Origin of the sequence: Clostridium sp. BIOML-A1 (genome assembly GCF_009874105.1) — a bacterium.
GTDB lineage: Bacteria > Bacillota > Clostridia > Lachnospirales > Lachnospiraceae > Coprococcus.
Map to the genome: position 1 here is coordinate 20393 of NZ_WWTL01000018.1, position 16762 is coordinate 37154.

The 16762-nt window shown below is 40.8% G+C and carries 14 protein-coding genes; 7 read left to right on the plus strand and 7 right to left on the minus strand.

Going from position 1 to position 16762, the window contains the following annotated elements; all coding sequences use genetic code 11:
• Nucleotides 1–18: 18 nt before the first annotated feature.
• The 3 genes from potA to GT641_RS12300 form a co-directional block, all read right to left on the minus strand.
• Nucleotides 19–1446 carry a polyamine ABC transporter ATP-binding protein gene (gene potA / locus GT641_RS12290; protein WP_008402014.1) on the minus strand — a complete coding sequence of 476 codons (1428 nt, stop codon included), beginning with the start codon at nucleotides 1444–1446 and terminating at the stop codon, nucleotides 19–21.
• Between the two features lie 143 nt (nucleotides 1447–1589).
• Nucleotides 1590–2372, minus strand: a complete 783-nt coding sequence (locus GT641_RS12295; RefSeq protein ID WP_008402015.1) for a hypothetical protein — start codon at nucleotides 2370–2372, stop codon at nucleotides 1590–1592.
• A gap of 155 nt (nucleotides 2373–2527) precedes the next feature.
• Nucleotides 2528–5797, minus strand: a complete 3270-nt coding sequence (locus GT641_RS12300; protein ID WP_161117689.1) for a leucine-rich repeat protein — start codon at nucleotides 5795–5797, stop codon at nucleotides 2528–2530.
• Between the two features lie 190 nt (nucleotides 5798–5987).
• Here GT641_RS12300 and GT641_RS13025 point away from each other — a divergent pair, with 190 nt between their 5' ends.
• A complete protein-coding gene (locus tag GT641_RS13025; protein WP_243143768.1) occupies nucleotides 5988–6419 on the plus strand; it encodes a hypothetical protein in 432 nt (143 codons plus the stop codon).
• Nucleotides 6420–6924: 505 nt separating this feature from the next.
• On the opposite strand, the gene GT641_RS12315 is transcribed toward GT641_RS13025, so the two are convergent.
• Complete coding sequence (locus tag GT641_RS12315; RefSeq protein ID WP_161117690.1) at nucleotides 6925–9744, minus strand: CDP-glycerol glycerophosphotransferase family protein; 2820 nt, start codon at nucleotides 9742–9744, stop codon at nucleotides 6925–6927.
• A 218-nt stretch (nucleotides 9745–9962) separates the two neighbouring features.
• Here GT641_RS12315 and GT641_RS12320 point away from each other — a divergent pair, with 218 nt between their 5' ends.
• The 4 genes from GT641_RS12320 to GT641_RS12335 all read left to right on the plus strand — a co-directional run bounded on the left by GT641_RS12320 (nucleotide 9963) and on the right by GT641_RS12335 (nucleotide 13076).
• On the plus strand, nucleotides 9963–10628 hold the full coding sequence (locus tag GT641_RS12320) for a TetR/AcrR family transcriptional regulator (protein WP_008402602.1): 666 nt from the start codon (nucleotides 9963–9965) through the stop codon (nucleotides 10626–10628).
• Nucleotides 10615–11445, plus strand: a complete 831-nt coding sequence (locus GT641_RS12325) for a class I SAM-dependent methyltransferase (protein ID WP_161117691.1) — start codon at nucleotides 10615–10617, stop codon at nucleotides 11443–11445. Before GT641_RS12320 ends, GT641_RS12325 begins: the two co-directional genes overlap by 14 nt.
• Before the next feature lie 17 nt (nucleotides 11446–11462).
• Complete coding sequence (locus tag GT641_RS12330) at nucleotides 11463–12068, plus strand: L-2-amino-thiazoline-4-carboxylic acid hydrolase (RefSeq protein WP_161117692.1); 606 nt, start codon at nucleotides 11463–11465, stop codon at nucleotides 12066–12068.
• Between the two features lie 162 nt (nucleotides 12069–12230).
• The gene (locus tag GT641_RS12335) at nucleotides 12231–13076 is read left to right on the plus strand and encodes a M15 family metallopeptidase (RefSeq protein ID WP_243143769.1); all 846 of its coding nucleotides are present in this window, start codon (nucleotides 12231–12233) and stop codon (nucleotides 13074–13076) included.
• 114 nt (nucleotides 13077–13190) lie between these two features.
• On the opposite strand, the gene GT641_RS12340 is transcribed toward GT641_RS12335, so the two are convergent.
• Both GT641_RS12340 and GT641_RS12350 read right to left on the minus strand, forming a co-directional pair.
• Complete coding sequence (locus GT641_RS12340) at nucleotides 13191–14231, minus strand: hypothetical protein (RefSeq protein ID WP_161117693.1); 1041 nt, start codon at nucleotides 14229–14231, stop codon at nucleotides 13191–13193.
• A 230-nt stretch (nucleotides 14232–14461) separates the two neighbouring features.
• On the minus strand, nucleotides 14462–14770 hold the full coding sequence (locus tag GT641_RS12350) for a leucine-rich repeat protein (RefSeq protein ID WP_347562896.1): 309 nt from the start codon (nucleotides 14768–14770) through the stop codon (nucleotides 14462–14464).
• An 80-nt stretch (nucleotides 14771–14850) separates the two neighbouring features.
• Between GT641_RS12350 and GT641_RS13250 the strand changes: the two genes are divergently transcribed.
• Together GT641_RS13250 and GT641_RS13255 are read left to right on the plus strand one after the other, a co-directional pair.
• On the plus strand, nucleotides 14851–15111 hold the full coding sequence (locus tag GT641_RS13250) for a hypothetical protein (RefSeq protein ID WP_243143770.1): 261 nt from the start codon (nucleotides 14851–14853) through the stop codon (nucleotides 15109–15111).
• Between the two features lie 59 nt (nucleotides 15112–15170).
• Nucleotides 15171–15665 carry a hypothetical protein gene (locus GT641_RS13255; protein WP_243143771.1) on the plus strand — a complete coding sequence of 165 codons (495 nt, stop codon included), beginning with the start codon at nucleotides 15171–15173 and terminating at the stop codon, nucleotides 15663–15665.
• Between the two features lie 186 nt (nucleotides 15666–15851).
• Here GT641_RS13255 and GT641_RS12360 read toward each other — a convergent pair whose 3' ends face one another.
• The gene (locus GT641_RS12360; RefSeq protein WP_021944903.1) at nucleotides 15852–16517 is read right to left on the minus strand and encodes a V-type ATP synthase subunit D; all 666 of its coding nucleotides are present in this window, start codon (nucleotides 16515–16517) and stop codon (nucleotides 15852–15854) included.
• Between the last annotated feature and the right edge of the window lie 245 nt (nucleotides 16518–16762).

Here is a 16762-nt window from a genome sequence, read left to right on the forward strand (position 1 = left end):
GTCTCCTTTTGCTTTCGGTTATTTCTTAAGTTCAAAGTGGATCTTATCCTTTGGAATCACAAGGCTGACAAAGTCATCCATATTCCAGAGATATTCATCGTGAACAATGAAGTCTTCCTCATTCTCCGTACGGACTACATAGCTGTAGTGGTCTCCTTTATAGATCAGGTTAATGATATGACCGGATATGATACCTTCCTCCTGATCATCACTCATCGTAATATCATCCGGCTTGATCGTTAAGATCACCTTGAGCCGCTCATAATCGATGACATCTCCGGACGCATCCATTAATACACCATCCTCATAATGAGACGACGGAACGATCTTACTCAGATCACACTCAAGCTCACCATCTAAGAATTCCAGCTTATAATATTTGTCAACTCCTGTCTCGATGCGGTTCAGTGCTTTCTCCGCAGGCATAACATGAATACCATCCGGTTCTACATTCAGTCCAACCATGTCGCCTACCTTTGCAGACTTTGTGGACTGTATCACGATCTCATTTTTACCGGACTGTACTGTGATCTCATAATGAACACCTTTAAATACCACAGAGATAACCGTTCCTTTTACTGCTCCCTGCTCCGGTGGCACGATCAGGATATCCTCCGGACGTACTACGACATCCACCTGTGTTCCATGTTCTACATCATCCAGACATTCGAATTCCGCACCGCAGAAACGAACCTTTAATTTGTCTGTCATGATTCCATTAAAAATGTTGCTTTCTCCGATAAAGTCGGCAACAAATGCGTTCTTCGGCTCATTGTAAATATCCTCCGGCGTACCGATCTGCTGGATACGGCCTTCTGACATTACAACGATCTTATCTGACATTGTAAGCGCTTCTTCCTGATCATGGGTTACATAGATAAAGGTGATTCCCAGTCTCTCATGCATTCCCTTTAATTCGAGCTGCATCTCTTTTCTCATCTTCAGATCCAGCGCACCTAGCGGCTCATCAAGCAGCAGGATCTCCGGCTCATTTACCAGTGAACGTGCGATCGCGATTCTCTGCTGCTGTCCACCGGACAATGTCTGAACGCGTCTATCTTCAAATCCCTCAAGATCTACCATCTCAAGGGCCTTTTTTACTTTCTTTTCAATCTCAGCCTTTGGAAGCTTTTTCAGCTTCAGACCAAATGCAATATTGTCATAAATATTTAAATGTGGAAACAATGCATATCTCTGAAATACCGTATTGATCGGGCGCTTATTTGGTGGTAACTTGCTGATGTCCTTACCATTTAATAAGATCTCCCCCTCTGTCGGCATCTCAAAACCGGCTATCATTCGAAGTGTGGTCGTCTTACCACAACCGGACGGCCCTAAAAAGGTTACAAACTCCCCACGCTGTACCTCCAGATTAAAGTCATCCACAGCCGTAAAGTTATCATCAAAATTTTTTGTGATATGCTTTAACTCAATAATGTTTTCCAATTATTTATACACTCTCCTTTTCAAGTTATTTGTAATTTTTATCATTAGACAAAAATCAACTAATTCTAACATATCCGGGAGAAAATTAATATATATTTCGTGTTATTTTTCTTAGGTTTTGTGTAAATTTTACATCTGAAATTTCATCGTCTGAGAACCGACGCATACAACCTGACCAGATCTGTCTTATCGCCGAATTGAAGATGAACCGAACCGTAATCCGTCCCCTGAAGCCGAACATTTTTATTCACTGCCAGATCACTCAGATGCACGCTGGAATTCAGCCGCCCGTACCAGCCATCCGGAGTCTGCGTAAGCCCTGTGACCGGAAGCTCAGCCAGCAATTTTTCTAATAATGTGTCCTTCCCTGACGGCTGCTCGAACAAGTCTGTATCTGATATCTTTTTCATTTCTGCCGGATGTGTCTTCTTCTGCATCACACTCTCTGCTGTCTGCAAAGAAAGATCTGCTTCGACGCTCACTGTCTCATCAATATTCAGATCATTATAAAACGTATGAATCCGGTCAACTGCTTCTATATTGTCCGTATGAAAGATCAGATAACTCTGACCGGTATTAGAATCAACAAGAAAAGTGATCCTCCAGGACTCACTTTCCGCGTTACTTTGAAATGTTGTTATAGAATCATCCTGTCCGGTGATTGTCAGTTCACCGGAAGTTAAGCCAAAATATTCAGCCGTATTTAACAGGAGATTTTTTATTGCTGTCGGCGCCAGACGAGAATGAGACACCTGATACACACCCCATGCACTCACATCCGCATCGATCTGCCTCTGTGCATCTGCCTCCCGCACTCCGGCAAATACTTCTTCTATGTCCATTTTCTCATTTATAAAAAACTGCAATGCTGCTGCGATCCAGACAAGCAGCACCATGTATATCTTCGCTGATCTTTTCACGTACATGTCCACCACCCTTTTTCTATATTCTGGACAATATCATATTCTTTTATACTTAGCGTATTATTTTTACTTTACAGGTCATTCCTTTCTCATAAAAGAAAATGCTGTCAGACATATAAATGCCTGACAGCTCATCGACTACAGAAATCTCCGGCTCTCTATTTTATCTTCATCTTCTTTGTAATTCCCTTTTTTAACAGGAACTTCTTATATACCGTCTTCTTTCCTTTCGGAACCTTGATCGTAGCCTTTGCCTGAATCTTTGTAAATGCCTTCGATCCTACTGAAGATGCTTTTAACTTTTTCGACTTGATCGTAACTGTCTTCAGATTCTTACAGCCGGAAAATGCATAACTGCCGATCTTTGTTACATTTGCGCCTATTGTAACCTTTTTCAGCTTCGTTCTGTTTACACAGGCACGAGATGCGATCGCTGTTACCTGATAGGTCTTCTTACCAAGCTTCACGGTCTTAGGAATCGAAAGTGTCGTAACTGAATTCGAGGTTACTCCACCAAAGGCAACCGTCTTTGAAGAAGTGATCTTATAGATCATCTTATTTTTGATCACGACATCACCTTTCCGATATCCTGTCTTTACTGTATTATCAAATGATAAAGTATTATCCTTCTTGAAAGTTTTCACGCGCTTGGACTTTGTCTGTACCTTGGATAACTGGTATGGATTGATCTCTACAAATACAGGAGAACCATTATTTGTGACATACCATACAACCATACCGGATTTTGTAACGACCGGTTCACACATGGCAAGTGCAAGTGGTGATGCGCAGATTGCTGATGCTTTATTTCCGGCTTCGTCTAACAGCACCATCTTTGTCGTATATGTATTTTTCTTTGTATTCTTTTCTTCCCATAACAGAAGGAACTGGGAACCACTGATCTTCACAAGCTTTGGATTCATAACTGTGATCTTATCCTTGGCTGTATAGTTTGTGATCCATGTAGCATCATTTTGTAATTTTGTCTTGGACCCCGCATTAATGTAGACGTTCGTTACTGATGTCTTTTCGCTTTTAATACCGGTTCCTGTCAGAATATAATTATTATCTCCAAGCTTCAGATCATTTAATGTATAACCTGTATAATTATTTCCTTCATACCCCGGTATAGAGATAACGGTTCCATACATAGATGGTTCTCCAACCTTTTTACTCACCTCCGTTGCTGTAAGTGCAATCCCTCTCGGATATGCATCCCCCAGATCTGCCCGGTAAATATAGGTTCCATCGGTTGCAATCTGCTGTGCAAAGGAATGGCTGACATAACCTACAGACAGGTTCATCACATCATAGTAAGAATCTACAAGCTTCATGCTGTTCTCTTTTACTACAAAAGTGCAGTTTGCCTGGTGGTGATATCCATCACTGCTTTTAAACATCTTATGGCAGGTATGGATATACAGCTTACCTGCTGTCTCCGTCATCGAGAGGCCACCAGCATCAAATGGTGTATATGTATTTGCGCCCTTGATTGAACACGCTTTAAGCCGTTTCCAGTTCTTATCATATTTTACAACTCGAATTACTTCTTTTGATTTGCGCTCTTTTGGATTTGACTGACCAAATACCAGATAGTTGTATTTCTCACCACTGTAATACCCACCAAATAATGGAAGTTCACATTTGATCTTTTTCCGGCTCTTTAACCGGTAGGAGGAATCATAAATCTCCCGGACTACATAGCCCCGGATATATTCCACACGTTCAAAGGTTCCATCTGCTCTGGCATTCAGATAAGCCGTCTGAACATCTCCATATGTATAGCCTGAATTGATACTCCGGTGCATCGTTGCCGATACCGTCCCAACTGCTCCGGTTGATCTGTATGCAGTCTTTCTCTTTGACAAGGTCGAATCCGTTACCTTGATCGTGATTGTCTTCTTTACATTGATAGGCGATGCACTAATCGTAATCTTAGCAGTTCCTTTTTTCCATGCATTCAGATTTCCCTTCTGATCCACACTTACAACCTTTGGATCCGAACTCTTATAAGAGTAATCCAGTGAAAATCCACCATTTGTGCTGCAAGCTACTGTCCCTGATTCTCCAACCTTCATATTTGCAGGTGCATTTACATTAAAGCTAGTCGGATATGTCCAGTCAAAGGTTTCAAGATAGTAATTGCTATTCTTTTTTTCTATCACAATACAGTTGTTATTCTTATCCATAAAAAACGTGTATATAGGATATGTGGTCTGCACACGGATTTTTTCTTTGTTCGCTGCTATATCATATTCTGTCAATACTTTTTTATCTGTTTTTACGATCAGTGAGGTTCCGCTCCCATTTAATACACATCTTGGTCCGATACTGGAAAGATCAAAATTTTCATCATCGCCATAGTCGGAATCAGCTGTATAAAATGCCATCTTTAATGCCTTTTTATTTGCAATATTAATTGGCGATACCGATACGCTGCTATCGATCAGATTGATACTGGTCGAGCTCTCTGTGACATCATTGATATCATATTGATTGGAATCCACCAGTGCACAGATCTCTCCATTAAATGTAGATAATGTAGCAAGATATCGTCCATTCAGCATCCGTACCGGTGTCTTATGCGTAAACCAGCCAAACTGATACAGATACATCATGTTCGCACCCTTGATCGTGATGGAATTATCACGGTTCACTTTTCCTGCTTTCAGGCTCGCCATGCTGTGATCGAAGCCCCAGTATCTCCAGTTCTCTTGCCCCAGATAGTAAAAGTTTCCATTCGTCTGATCGAAGCCCAGGAATTCATATATATCCTCTGCTCCGCCTTTCTGGCTCAACAGCTTACCATCCGGACTGAACAAATATAATTCATCCTCGTGTGTTGCTATATAATATCTGCCCGCTCCATCTACACCGAGCGCTGATATAAGATTTGCCCAATATCCATTTACATTAAATGTATCAAAATTCTGCTGTTTTTCTGCTCCTGTCTTAAAATTATAACTGTCAATCTCTACCTGACAGGCATAGCTGTATGAATCCGATGAAGCATCTGTATTTCTCTTATAATCTGTGGTCGCAAAATAAACGGCATCTTCATTCATATATGCATCTTCTATATAATATCTGCTGGTATATACTGTTGTATATGTTTCATTTGTCATATCATAAAAGACGATCTCATACTGCTTTGAATTGTCGTATACTTCTTCCCCTATCGTATGCAAAAAAAACATACCATTCTTTTCTGGTACATACACCATGTCATTATACGAAGATGTCTCCCCGATCTTGTCCGCATCCAGCTTCACTGCCTTGGTGCCTGCAAATAATTCTGCGGATGACGCCTGTTCATATTCTTCTGCGCTGTTTGCTTTTGCAAATACACCCGTTACCGGGGCAATCGCCAGGCATATACCACATACCATTCCGGCAAGCATCGCGCCTATCCTTGTTCGTTTCTTCATAGTACTCGCTCCCTTTCATTTTGCACAATCTGTTCCAAATCATATCTGCATTTTTTCTATTTTACCATATCAGATTCCAATCGTGCAATCTCAAATATATACTTGAGTTTCCGCAGATTTATCCACAGACACCCTATTATTACCGCTTCCTTATAAACAACTTTCAAAAAATGCCTAAAATACCTACCAAATGAAACGAAAAATTTTAACTTTTACAAATAAATTTTCAAAAGGGCTTTCCAGACATCTTGAAAAAGGAACTCCTGCAAAAGCTGCTGCTTCTTACCTTCAGATGATCAAAACCTTGGTTCCTTCTGAACCTGTGATTCATATAGATGACAGCGATGTTGTAAAACCGAACGGCTATAAATTTGAGTCTCTTGGCATCGTACGTGATGGTTCCGAAAGTACTTCCACAAAAAATGTATATAAAAAAGGATATCATGTCACAGAGGCTTGTGCTCTTACCACCAGCAACCATCCTGTCAGTATATTTTCCAGAATACACTCATCTTCAGAAAAAGATTATAAATCAGCCAACACGATTACATTTGATGCAATAAATCAAGGTGGCAAGAACCTATTTTTCAAGGTGGAAAATCGAAGAATATTTTCGTTGTAAAAAACAGATGTTTCAATTCGAAAACTTCCGTGTACGGAAGCTTTGTGCAATCATAAAAACAGCAAATCCTGTGAAGAAAAAAGTTTTCTTCTGCTATTACCGATTGGCGAAAGGCATCTCTGGTATACTTTCATATGCAAAAGAGGGCGCCAGGCTTTGGTTTCGAACAAAACGTCCGACATACCGTCAACTTTGCCTTAAGCTAGTCGCTTAGATAGATAAAAGAATAGTTCTCCTGAAGTCCGGTTCCGGCGGGGCTTATTTAAGTGCCTCTAATCAACAAACTGTCTTTCTTTCAAAAAAAGACAGATTGGCACTTTGGGTACGTTTAACTATTTTGGAATTACATTTTGCGGAAACTCAAGCAAATATATAGCAATAACAAAATATTTCTTATGCCTGATATAATAAAATACCATTCTCAAACATCTGCCGGATTATTAAAAAAACAGGCAGTCTCCAACTTTTTAATCGTTGAAACTGCCTGTTTCTATGACTTGTTTATTTAATATCTCTCAGGAAGGACATACTTCTCCTGATAGTCTATCATCTCTTTATAGATTCTCTCACAGTTATTATGATCTCTGTAATAGAAGAAGTCATCGGCACGTTTTACATACTCCGGCTTCATCTTACAGTCGTTCTGCATATACTCGATCAATGTATGGATCAGCTCATCATTATCATGGCAGATTTCCCCAAATGCCATCGTATCATAATGGAAAGTTCCTTCCTCATAATGCTGCGGAATATCCTTATGATGCAGATATACCAACGGCTTTCTCATATAAGCAAAATCGAACTGGATTCCTGAGAAATCCGTTACCATCAGACTGGACTCACAGAACATATCCTCATAACTCATATCACCAACTGCCGGAACGATATCTACGAAATCATTCTTATCAAAATCCTCCACCTGAGAACTTACGATCGGATGTAATACATATTTGATCCGGTATCCGTATTTCTCTGCAGCATCGATCAGACGCTTATCATTAATAAGTGCATTAAATACCTTGAAATATTCGGACTCCTTAAACAACGGATTATAATCACGCTGTTCGCTCTCACTGGTACGAACCGGCATAGCCGCCTGCATTCTCCATGTCGGACTTATCATGATCTGCTTCTTCGCACGATCCTTCAGTCCGTCATAACGCGGCACACCGGTAAGCTTCAAGGCATCATAGCCAACGTAATCATATACCGGTCTTGACAGGTTATCGATCTCATACTTCGATGCACAGAAATACAATCTGGTATTATCTCGAAGTCTGTTCTGTGCGATCGCGATCTTCTGAACTGACATGCCATGCTGAACGCAACAGACATGGAAATGCGTCAGATCTCTGATATAAGATGAATTTGTAAGTGTATATCCGTTAAATGCATATACTGTTGAATTCGATATAACCATCATATCCGCATACAGGAAAACAAGTCTGTGCTTCAAGGAGTCACGAACCAACGGCTTGTAGCCCTCTTTCTTCAAACGCTTATAATCCGTACTCTTCTTATCGACCAGATAATAATGCTTGATCTTCTTATTCTGCGCACTTGCATATTTGTACAGATACTCGGAAGAATCTCCACCCTTATAGATCTTATCAATATACATCCAGATCGGCTTTCCGGTCATAAACGGTCTGCAGATAAAATACAGAACTCTAAGTAATGCATATTTTCTGGTGTAGTTATTCTTCATCAGCATGTCTTTTAACAGCTTAAGTTCCTTGATAAACTTCTGACGCTTATTGACCTTACGGATGATGATACCCTTTCGTTCCGCTGTCATCATGTATTCTCTGTTATCTCCGAATACCCAATGGCTGCTTCCAAAGGCATTGCAGACACGGCTGAAATGCGATGGATAGCGAATATTGATTGGCTCTAACTGACTTCCGATCGCCGCCTCACAGAATAACTCAGATTCAGACTTATCCTTAACCGGAATCGACAAATGGAATGAGTGCCTCTTACAGATTGCCGCACCAAATGCCTTTGTCAGGCCATATCTCTCATTATACTGGATCTTATATTTCTTATTGTCATACCGGAAATACACTTCATCCACCATTGAATAAAGGATCGGATGAACCGTACCGTCAATCTCCAGCTTACCATCTCTGTAATTTATAAATAATATATTTGTGGAAAGGCTCATCAGAGAGTTAAATAATGTATCTCCAATTCCGTAATAGATCTTTCCTGCGAGGAAGAAACGTTCAAACTTATAGTCTTTTCCGTTTCGAAGGATTCCATATACCCATTTCATCGTATCACCGGTGATACAATCTTTTACCTTATTCCGGTTCAACATGATATTTTCCTCGATCAGACGAAATGCCTGTCCGATCAATTCCAGATATTCTTCACCATGTCCCTCTTCGATCACATGTTTATTCTTATTATCCATGTTTCCATTAAATCTCGCCATAATGGAATACATGAAATTATACTGGATAAATACAGGAATACTTCCATATGTCTCTTTCATTTCCTGTAAAAACGGCATCCAGAAATCAGTAACTGATTCAAAATACCACTCTCTCATATACAGTCCGCGATAGAAAGTATTATCGTGTTCTTCATACTCATACGCTGTTAATGTCGCATATGGCAGAAAACATGTCTTCATCGTCTTCGCCATCAATCGAAGCATAAAATCCCGTTCTGCCTCCAGTCCAAGAGCCGGATCAACCGACTGCTTTTTGAATGCTTCTGCACGGATGATCACGCCACCAAATCCAAATGGAAAACAATCATACTTACTTTTCAGATCAATAATATAAAAGGATTTGATATCCTCTCCATCCGTAACCTTTTTATAATTACGAAACGCTCCAAATGTCTCATCATGAAACGCCTTTGTTATCATATATGTGTCCATGTCATAGCAGTGAACATTTCCTTTTACAAATACTTCTGCCAGATTCGACGAGATATCATCACCTGCATGTATGATCATAATATAATCACCGGAAGCCTTCTCTGCCATCTTCTGGTGTGCGTCCTGCTCGGATACATACGTTTCTTTATTTACTTTACTTGTAAATGCATGATTTCCGATTCTGGTAATAACATTTTCATACCATGAACGATCGTCCTGTACACGATCTGTATTTAAAATAACCTCCACCTCATAGGAAGCTGTTACCGAGTCTTTTTTACCATTATTATATTTCTTATCAACATGCTTTCCTGCGACTGTAACCTGATTGTCATGCTCCAGACTATAGGATGCCATTTTCTCAAGTGCTTCCACTGTTGTCTGATTTAATTTCTTATCATCCGACAAATAGCAAATAATCGATAATTTCATTTTCATTTCTCCTGCACTTTTCTATTACTTCATACGCATTTAGACTTATGTCAACTTACAAATAGACATACAGTAATATTGTACATAAATTTTACATATAACGCAAGTGCAAGATATTGGCTGTATTCAGCGTTTTAATCTTATATTCATTATTCTCTTGATTTCATTTATGATCTGTGCTATAAAGTAAACAGTGTTTACCATTTGAACAAAAAGGAGTGAGAACAATCCGAGAAAGTACAAAAGCAACAAGAGAAGCCATCCTTACAAGTGCCAGAGAAATCTTTTTGGAGTATGGTTATCAGGATGCTTCAATGCGAAAAATTGCAGCACGGGCAGGTATAACCCCGGGAGCGATCTATAAGCACTTCTCCGGTAAGGAGGATATGTTTGAAGAGATTTTTGCTGAAAGTGGCAATAAACTTATGCAGCTCACAGAATCCATGTTAAATATAGATTTTTCTGCCATGTCTGATGACCAGCTGATTCAGATCTTATATTCACGAATATCGGTCCGCACCTTCGAACTGTTAGAAGGTGACATGCAGTTATTTCATATGCTGCTGAAAAATGATTCAGGTACATATCTGAACCGTTTTCGTAAAATCTATATCGACCGCTGCGTCCCATTCAGCCTGCAGTATTATTCAGAATTATACAGACGCGGGCTGGCATCAAATATGTTATCGGAGAAAACGATATACATGCTCTCATCTTCCGAATTCTCTATGGTCTGCGATTTAATCGCAGATGATGACTGTAAGAACGGAATCACATCTGAGAGCAAACAGGCATTTTTAGAGGCAATGAATATTCTGCTTCACGGACTGGAAGCGGAACTTGGAATAAGAAAACAGGAGGACCCAGAACATGGAAAAAATTAAGATTGAAAAAGGAACCGTACAGGAAACACTGTTGATTCCTCTGTATGGAAGAAAATATGCTATGGATCTCTATCCGGATCTCTTCATGGATCATGACTGCCAGGCGCTTCTCGATAGAATTGATTTTACAGTTCCGGACAATATGAAAGGTATGCTGGGAAATATCGGCTGCATTATGGGTGCGACCAGACAATATGATATGGCAAGCGCCTGTCGTGCTTATCTGAAAGCACACCCAAATGCCTGTGTTGTAAACCTCGGCTGTGGCCTTGACACCACATTCCACCAGGTCGATAACGGAAAGGCCAAAGGCTACAATCTGGATTTTCCGGATACCATTGCGATCCGGAACGAGCTGCTCGGCAACCATGAACGGGAGTTCAACATTGCCTGTGATCTGAACGATATATCCTGGTTCGATCAGATTGATTTCCACCCTGAAGATGGCATCGTATTCTTTGCATCCGGCGTATTCTACTACTTTAAAAAGACCGATGTGGAAAAGCTGTTTACCGCCATGGCAGAACATTTCACCGGTGGAAAACTGGTCTTTGATGCAACGAAGAAAAAAGGACTGAAAAGTATGCTGAAGACCTGGTTAAAGGGCTTTGAAATGAAAGATATCAATGTGTATTTCAGCGTAGACGATGTACATACTTTAAAGGAATGGAGCGGTCATATCTCATCTGCAGTGAGCAACCCATATCTGACAGGTTACCGTCCGCTGGACATGCGCTATGGTTTTATTACAAATATAGTTTTCCGTTATCTGGATCGATCAAAAATGTGCCAGATCATCGAATTGGAATTTGATTAATATGGAGGCAGCTTAAAATGGAATATGGATTTACGCAGAAATTATTTGGATATTTCTATCACAGCTCCTGTATGAAACAGGCAGCAAAACAAAAACTGGATATTAATAAAAAAGCGATCAAGCAGGAATATGTATCTATTATGAAAAATGCAAAGGGCATCGGCAAATCCAGACTCATGAGTTCCTATTGCATGGGGGCATATTTTATCGCCTTAAACCGTAAGACATCCCTGTCACCGGAAGCCTGCTATGAACTGTACAAGGATGGCTTATCTTCCAATCGGCTGTTCCATATGGTTCTTGGAAACGTTGACAGCTATCTCGATAAAAAGAAGCTGCCGGACAGACTGAAATGGTCAGCAGATTCTCATTTACGCCGATATGAAAATGACTGGGTCGTTGATATCATTGAGGGAACTCCACAGGATGATTTTGAACTTGGTTATGATTATCATACCTGCGGCATCTGTAATCTGTGCCGGGATGAAGGATGCTTTGAACTGGCGAAATATCTCTGTCGGATGGACTATGTTCTCGCGGATATGATGCAAATGAAGCTCACCCGGACGAAGACAATCGCCGAGGGCGCAGATCTCTGCGATTTCAGATACAGTAGAAAATAAATCGAAAAACGATATGTACAAATTAGCATAATCTGTCAAAAAATGCAGACGGTCATCTGTGCAAAAAAAGATGCAGAATTGATTCATTTCTTATGCTTTTTTGAGTGTCTTTCTATGCAGTGCAGTTATAGACTTAACAGCAGTTACAAAGGAGGACATATTATGTTACATATATTCGGAAGTATGGTAAAGAAAAGAACTGTCATATCACTTGCAGTCCTTTACATAGTATTATTAATGATTGTAATCATCGCAGGAAAGATCAAAAAAATGAAGTTATCATCAGAAAATATATCTGCTTCCACTACCGGCAGCGATGAAGCCACCGAACTGTCAGCACAGGCAGTACAAACTTCAACCCGGAGATCAGATAATAATTCAGAATCATCCGATCTTGATACTCAGGCAGTTCTTCAAACACTTGCTTCTGCTACAGAGGCGGAAAATAATGGGCTCTTAACTCTGGTCAATATGTCTCACACATTACCATCTGACTGGAGCGTAGATCTGGTACAGCTCCGAAATGGTCAATCCATTGACCGCCATGCATATGATGGCTTACAGGCTATGATGGATGATGCCAGAGCCGAAGGTCTTGATCCACTTATCTGTTCATCTTACCGGACACAGGAAAAGCAGGAACAGCTCTACACGAATAAATACAATTCTTATATCGAACAGGGCTATAGCGGTGATGATGCAAAAGCCTATGCCGCTACCTGGGTCGCCTATCCCGGAACCAGCGAACACCAGCTCGGACTTACCGTTGATATCTGTTCTGTCAGCAACCAGAATCTGGATGATTCACAGGGAGACACCGCTACCCAGCAATGGCTCATGGCAAACTGCTACAAATATGGTTTCATTCTCCGCTATCCTTCTGATAAATCCGATATTACAGGAATCTCTTATGAGCCATGGCACTACCGCTATGTTGGTAAAAATGTGGCACAGGAAATCCACGATAAAGGAATTTGCCTGGAGGAATATCTGGAAATACAGCAATAAATATAAAAAACTGTTCCTTGGTTTTACATTTATATTAGAAAATCCAGATACGGCATTTCTGCCATATCTGGATTTTCTACTAAAATATACATGTTACCTGTTCTGCCTATGTCTTTATTCTATGATTGCCTTAATCTCAGCTTCACTCATTTCGGTTACATCCATGATCTGCTCTAAGGAATAGCCTTTCTTATGCATTTTCAGGATAATATCAGCTCTTTCTTCAGATTTTCCTTCTAATCTTCCTTCAGACCTTCCAATGGCCTTGCCTCGTGCCTCGCCTATTTTTTCGCCTTCTGCTCTGCCAGCAATCATTCCCGCGGCTTCGCCCTTTACATATCCCATTTCTTCTACGCCTTCACTCAGATTGCACATGATCTTCACCCCATCTCTTATACCGCGTCTCTCTACCGGTATGTCATACTCCTGTTTCATAAGCTTCAATTTTTGTTCTGCCGTCATTGTCTGCGATAGTAACGCTCCAAGCAATCGATGCAGTTCATATCTTTCTTCCTTTGGTGGAATCTCCTTCGCCAGCCCGATCATCACGATATTAGGGATCTCCAGATTGCCTTTCCAGTCCTGATCTCCAAGCAGATCATCTTTTACCATATGAATATGGCTTAGGCTGTTCTCTTTCATATTCATACAAATCCAGATCGAATATACCTGTTTGATCTCGTTATAGTCGGAACCTGTGAATTCCCGATCTTTCTGGGAAGATACCAGCCTTGCGGCGTAAAAGATTGCTCGATTTAAGATAAAGTACTTTGTCGGTTCATCCTTTTGTGCTTCCAGATTAATGATCATTTTTGCCAGTCCGTCCCGCATCCGTACATAGAAAATGATGTCAAAATACACCTTTCCCTCATCGATCTCGGAACTTTCTGTATTCAGCCCGACAATCCATTCACCGGTTCCGGAATCCACTGTTTCTTTGTTCGTTAATCCGGGTTCTACCGGAACCTGGCTGATATACGGTTCGCCCTCGATCAGCGAAGCGACCGTCTCTGCATCCATGCCTTTAAATTCGTCTACTATTCTTATCAGTATATGCGCCAGTATGATCTTCTGACCCAGTAGCCGTTTGGCGCTGGCATCATACTGTGCTTTCTGATATGTCGCATCAGCGGAATATATTAATTCGTTATCCATGTCCCATCTCCTTTCCTGACAGAACAGAATAACATGCATATCTTAATATATTGCCGCCGTCTCTCCATGTTTGATTGTAACGGATATCCGAGGGGAAAACAAGTTTAACCATAAAAAATCCGGATACAACATCTCATATCATATAAAATATAACAAAACCCCTGCCTGCTATAGATTCATATATTTCTCATATCCATAACAGGCAAGGGGTTTATAAATTCAGTTCCTTATTATTTTATCTTCCATGTCTTTACATATCCGATGGATTTCTTTTTCAACTGTTTCTTTAAAGCAATCTTTGCTTTCTTTGTGCCTTTCACAGTAATGGTTGCTTTCTTATTAATGCCCTTGAATGCATTCTTACTGATGGTCTTCAGCTTTCCAGCCGTAACGGTGATCTTCTTCAGGTTCTTGCAACCAGAGAATGCTTCTTTACCGATCTTCGTTACATTGCTTCCGATTGTAACTGTTGTCAGCTTCTTATTGCCCTTGAATGCTTTATCAGAAACCGCAGTTACTTTATAAGTAACGTATTTCACTTTTACAGTTGCAGGAATGGTAAGTTTCTTGGCTTTCTTGTCGACAAAAAAGGCGCCGGAAATTAAGAGGAAATAAATTTATGTACAATGAAAATAAAAACAATAATATCATGACCACATCAGAATATAACAGGTCAAAGTCTTCTATTACAAATATTAAACAGCTTTTCCCATCCCGAACCAACGATGAATATCTATTAGAATTAAAGAAGAATCCATCCATTTACCGGACATATCTGAACTGGCCTGACAAATGGAAATCGCGCTTTCTCGAATTCATGGAAGGGAAGAAAAGTCTGCCATTAACCTATGATCCATTTTTTAAGAAACTATCAGAGTAAAAGGGGAAAAGGGAAGTACATTCACCTATCAGGATCTGAAAACCGTTTATACGATCGTAATGTTTGAAAACAGCCCGAATGAATGTAAGACTGCCGACTTGGCTGACATTTATCTGCATCATGGAAAAGCAGCATTTGATACCGGGATCGACCTTCGTCTTCTACAGGAATACTATGTCGTTGCCCTTGACGTCTTCCGAAAAAGTAAGTATTCTAAAGATATCAACGAACTTAACGCATGGTTATCCCTGTTAACGGCAACTACCATGGATGACCTTGCAGCACTGATATCCGACTATCCATGGATGGAGACTATCTGCATGGATATGTCAGAATATCTGTATCACCCGGAGGAGGTTGTTACCATGTTTTCTGAAGCATTACGAAAATTGGATGAGAATACCGTCAACTACATGATCGATGAGCTGAAAAAAGAACGGGATGAAGCCATCGCTGAAAAAAATGCAGCAGTATCTAAAATGAATGCTACCTTATCTGAAAAAAATGATGAGATTGCAAGATTAAAGGCTCAACTTGCTGAACGAAACAAATAAAATCTTATTTATATATAATAACAAGCAGAAAACTCCTGATATTATACTTGTTATGTAGCAAACCTATCCGAGTGCCGGTTCTTAAGCAGCGTCCCTTGCTGCCTTACGTACCGTTGCACCGAGGATAGAGCGCAAGCGTTTTGCGTAATAACAATGTATAATATCAGGAGTTTTCGTCCGTCTGCATCACTCAAATTGATGCTCTTTATAGTGATGGGCTTCCTCCAGCATCATATCCTTGACCTTCATGAGTCGCACCTGCGTGCTTCGCTCATTCTCATCAAGCTTCATGCTGATATATCGGATGCCCTCCTTTGTCTCAGGAATGATAACATGCTCCAGCGCATTTACACGTCGTCTGGTCTTCTCGATCTCCGATGCCAGAAGCTGACAGGATTTCTCGATCTCCGCCAGTTTCAGCATATCCGGAAGGATGTCAGCAAGTGACTTTACTGCATCATCCAGATCACCGGAGGTAAATGCAAAACCGTAAGAATAGATATCATTCTCATCCGCACTTTTTGTTGTATATTCAAATACCGGAATATCTACACTCATAACATTTCGATCCTTGCAGGTAAGCTGGACTTCCTGTTTCGGTGCCATCAGTGCCGTATGAAGGATCTGTTCAGACATGCCGGCTTTTGCTATGACAAAATTCGTATTGGCGGCCTTGATACCGGCCTCAACCTTCTCACGAAGCGCCATATTCTCTCTTGCCATATCAAGGAACTGCCGCATCAGCTCATCTCGTTTATCTTTTAACAGCTTATGGCCTCTGGTTGCCGTAACAAGCTTCTTCTTTAAACGGGTCAGTTCCATTCTGGTAGGATTTACCTGTGTAGCTGCCATTTTTGCCTCCTTATAAAGTCAACTCGAAGCGCTCCACCTCGCCTAACGGCTCGTAGCGCTCTTCCGTTTATTAACTCAAAGCGCTCCACCTCGCCTAACGGCTCGTAGCGCTCTTCCGTTTATTAACTCGAAGCGCTCCACCTCGCCTGTCGGCTCTAGCGCTCTTCCGTTTATTAACTCGAAGCGCTCCACCTCGCCTGTCGGCTCGGTGGGTTCTGTCGAACCATGCTCGTATCCTTGCAAAT

Bases quoted from the DNA above. Each gene is read 5' to 3' on its own strand.
- GT641_RS12295 (WP_008402015.1), bottom strand. From the start codon at position 2,372: ATGTACGTGAAAAGATCAGCGAAGATATACATGGTGCTGCTTGTCTGG.
- GT641_RS12300 (WP_161117689.1), bottom strand. From the start codon at position 5,797: ATGAAGAAACGAACAAGGATAGGCGCGATGCTTGCCGGAATGGTATGT.
- GT641_RS13025 (WP_243143768.1), top strand. From the start codon at position 5,988: ATGAAACGAAAAATTTTAACTTTTACAAATAAATTTTCAAAAGGGCTT.
- GT641_RS12315 (WP_161117690.1), bottom strand. From the start codon at position 9,744: ATGAAATTATCGATTATTTGCTATTTGTCGGATGATAAGAAATTAAAT.
- GT641_RS12325 (WP_161117691.1), top strand. From the start codon at position 10,615: ATGGAAAAAATTAAGATTGAAAAAGGAACCGTACAGGAAACACTGTTG.
- GT641_RS12330 (WP_161117692.1), top strand. From the start codon at position 11,463: ATGGAATATGGATTTACGCAGAAATTATTTGGATATTTCTATCACAGC.
- GT641_RS12335 (WP_243143769.1), top strand. From the start codon at position 12,231: ATGTTACATATATTCGGAAGTATGGTAAAGAAAAGAACTGTCATATCA.
- GT641_RS12340 (WP_161117693.1), bottom strand. From the start codon at position 14,231: ATGGATAACGAATTAATATATTCCGCTGATGCGACATATCAGAAAGCA.
- GT641_RS13250 (WP_243143770.1), top strand. From the start codon at position 14,851: ATGTACAATGAAAATAAAAACAATAATATCATGACCACATCAGAATAT.
- GT641_RS13255 (WP_243143771.1), top strand. From the start codon at position 15,171: ATGTTTGAAAACAGCCCGAATGAATGTAAGACTGCCGACTTGGCTGAC.
- GT641_RS12360 (WP_021944903.1), bottom strand. From the start codon at position 16,517: ATGGCAGCTACACAGGTAAATCCTACCAGAATGGAACTGACCCGTTTA.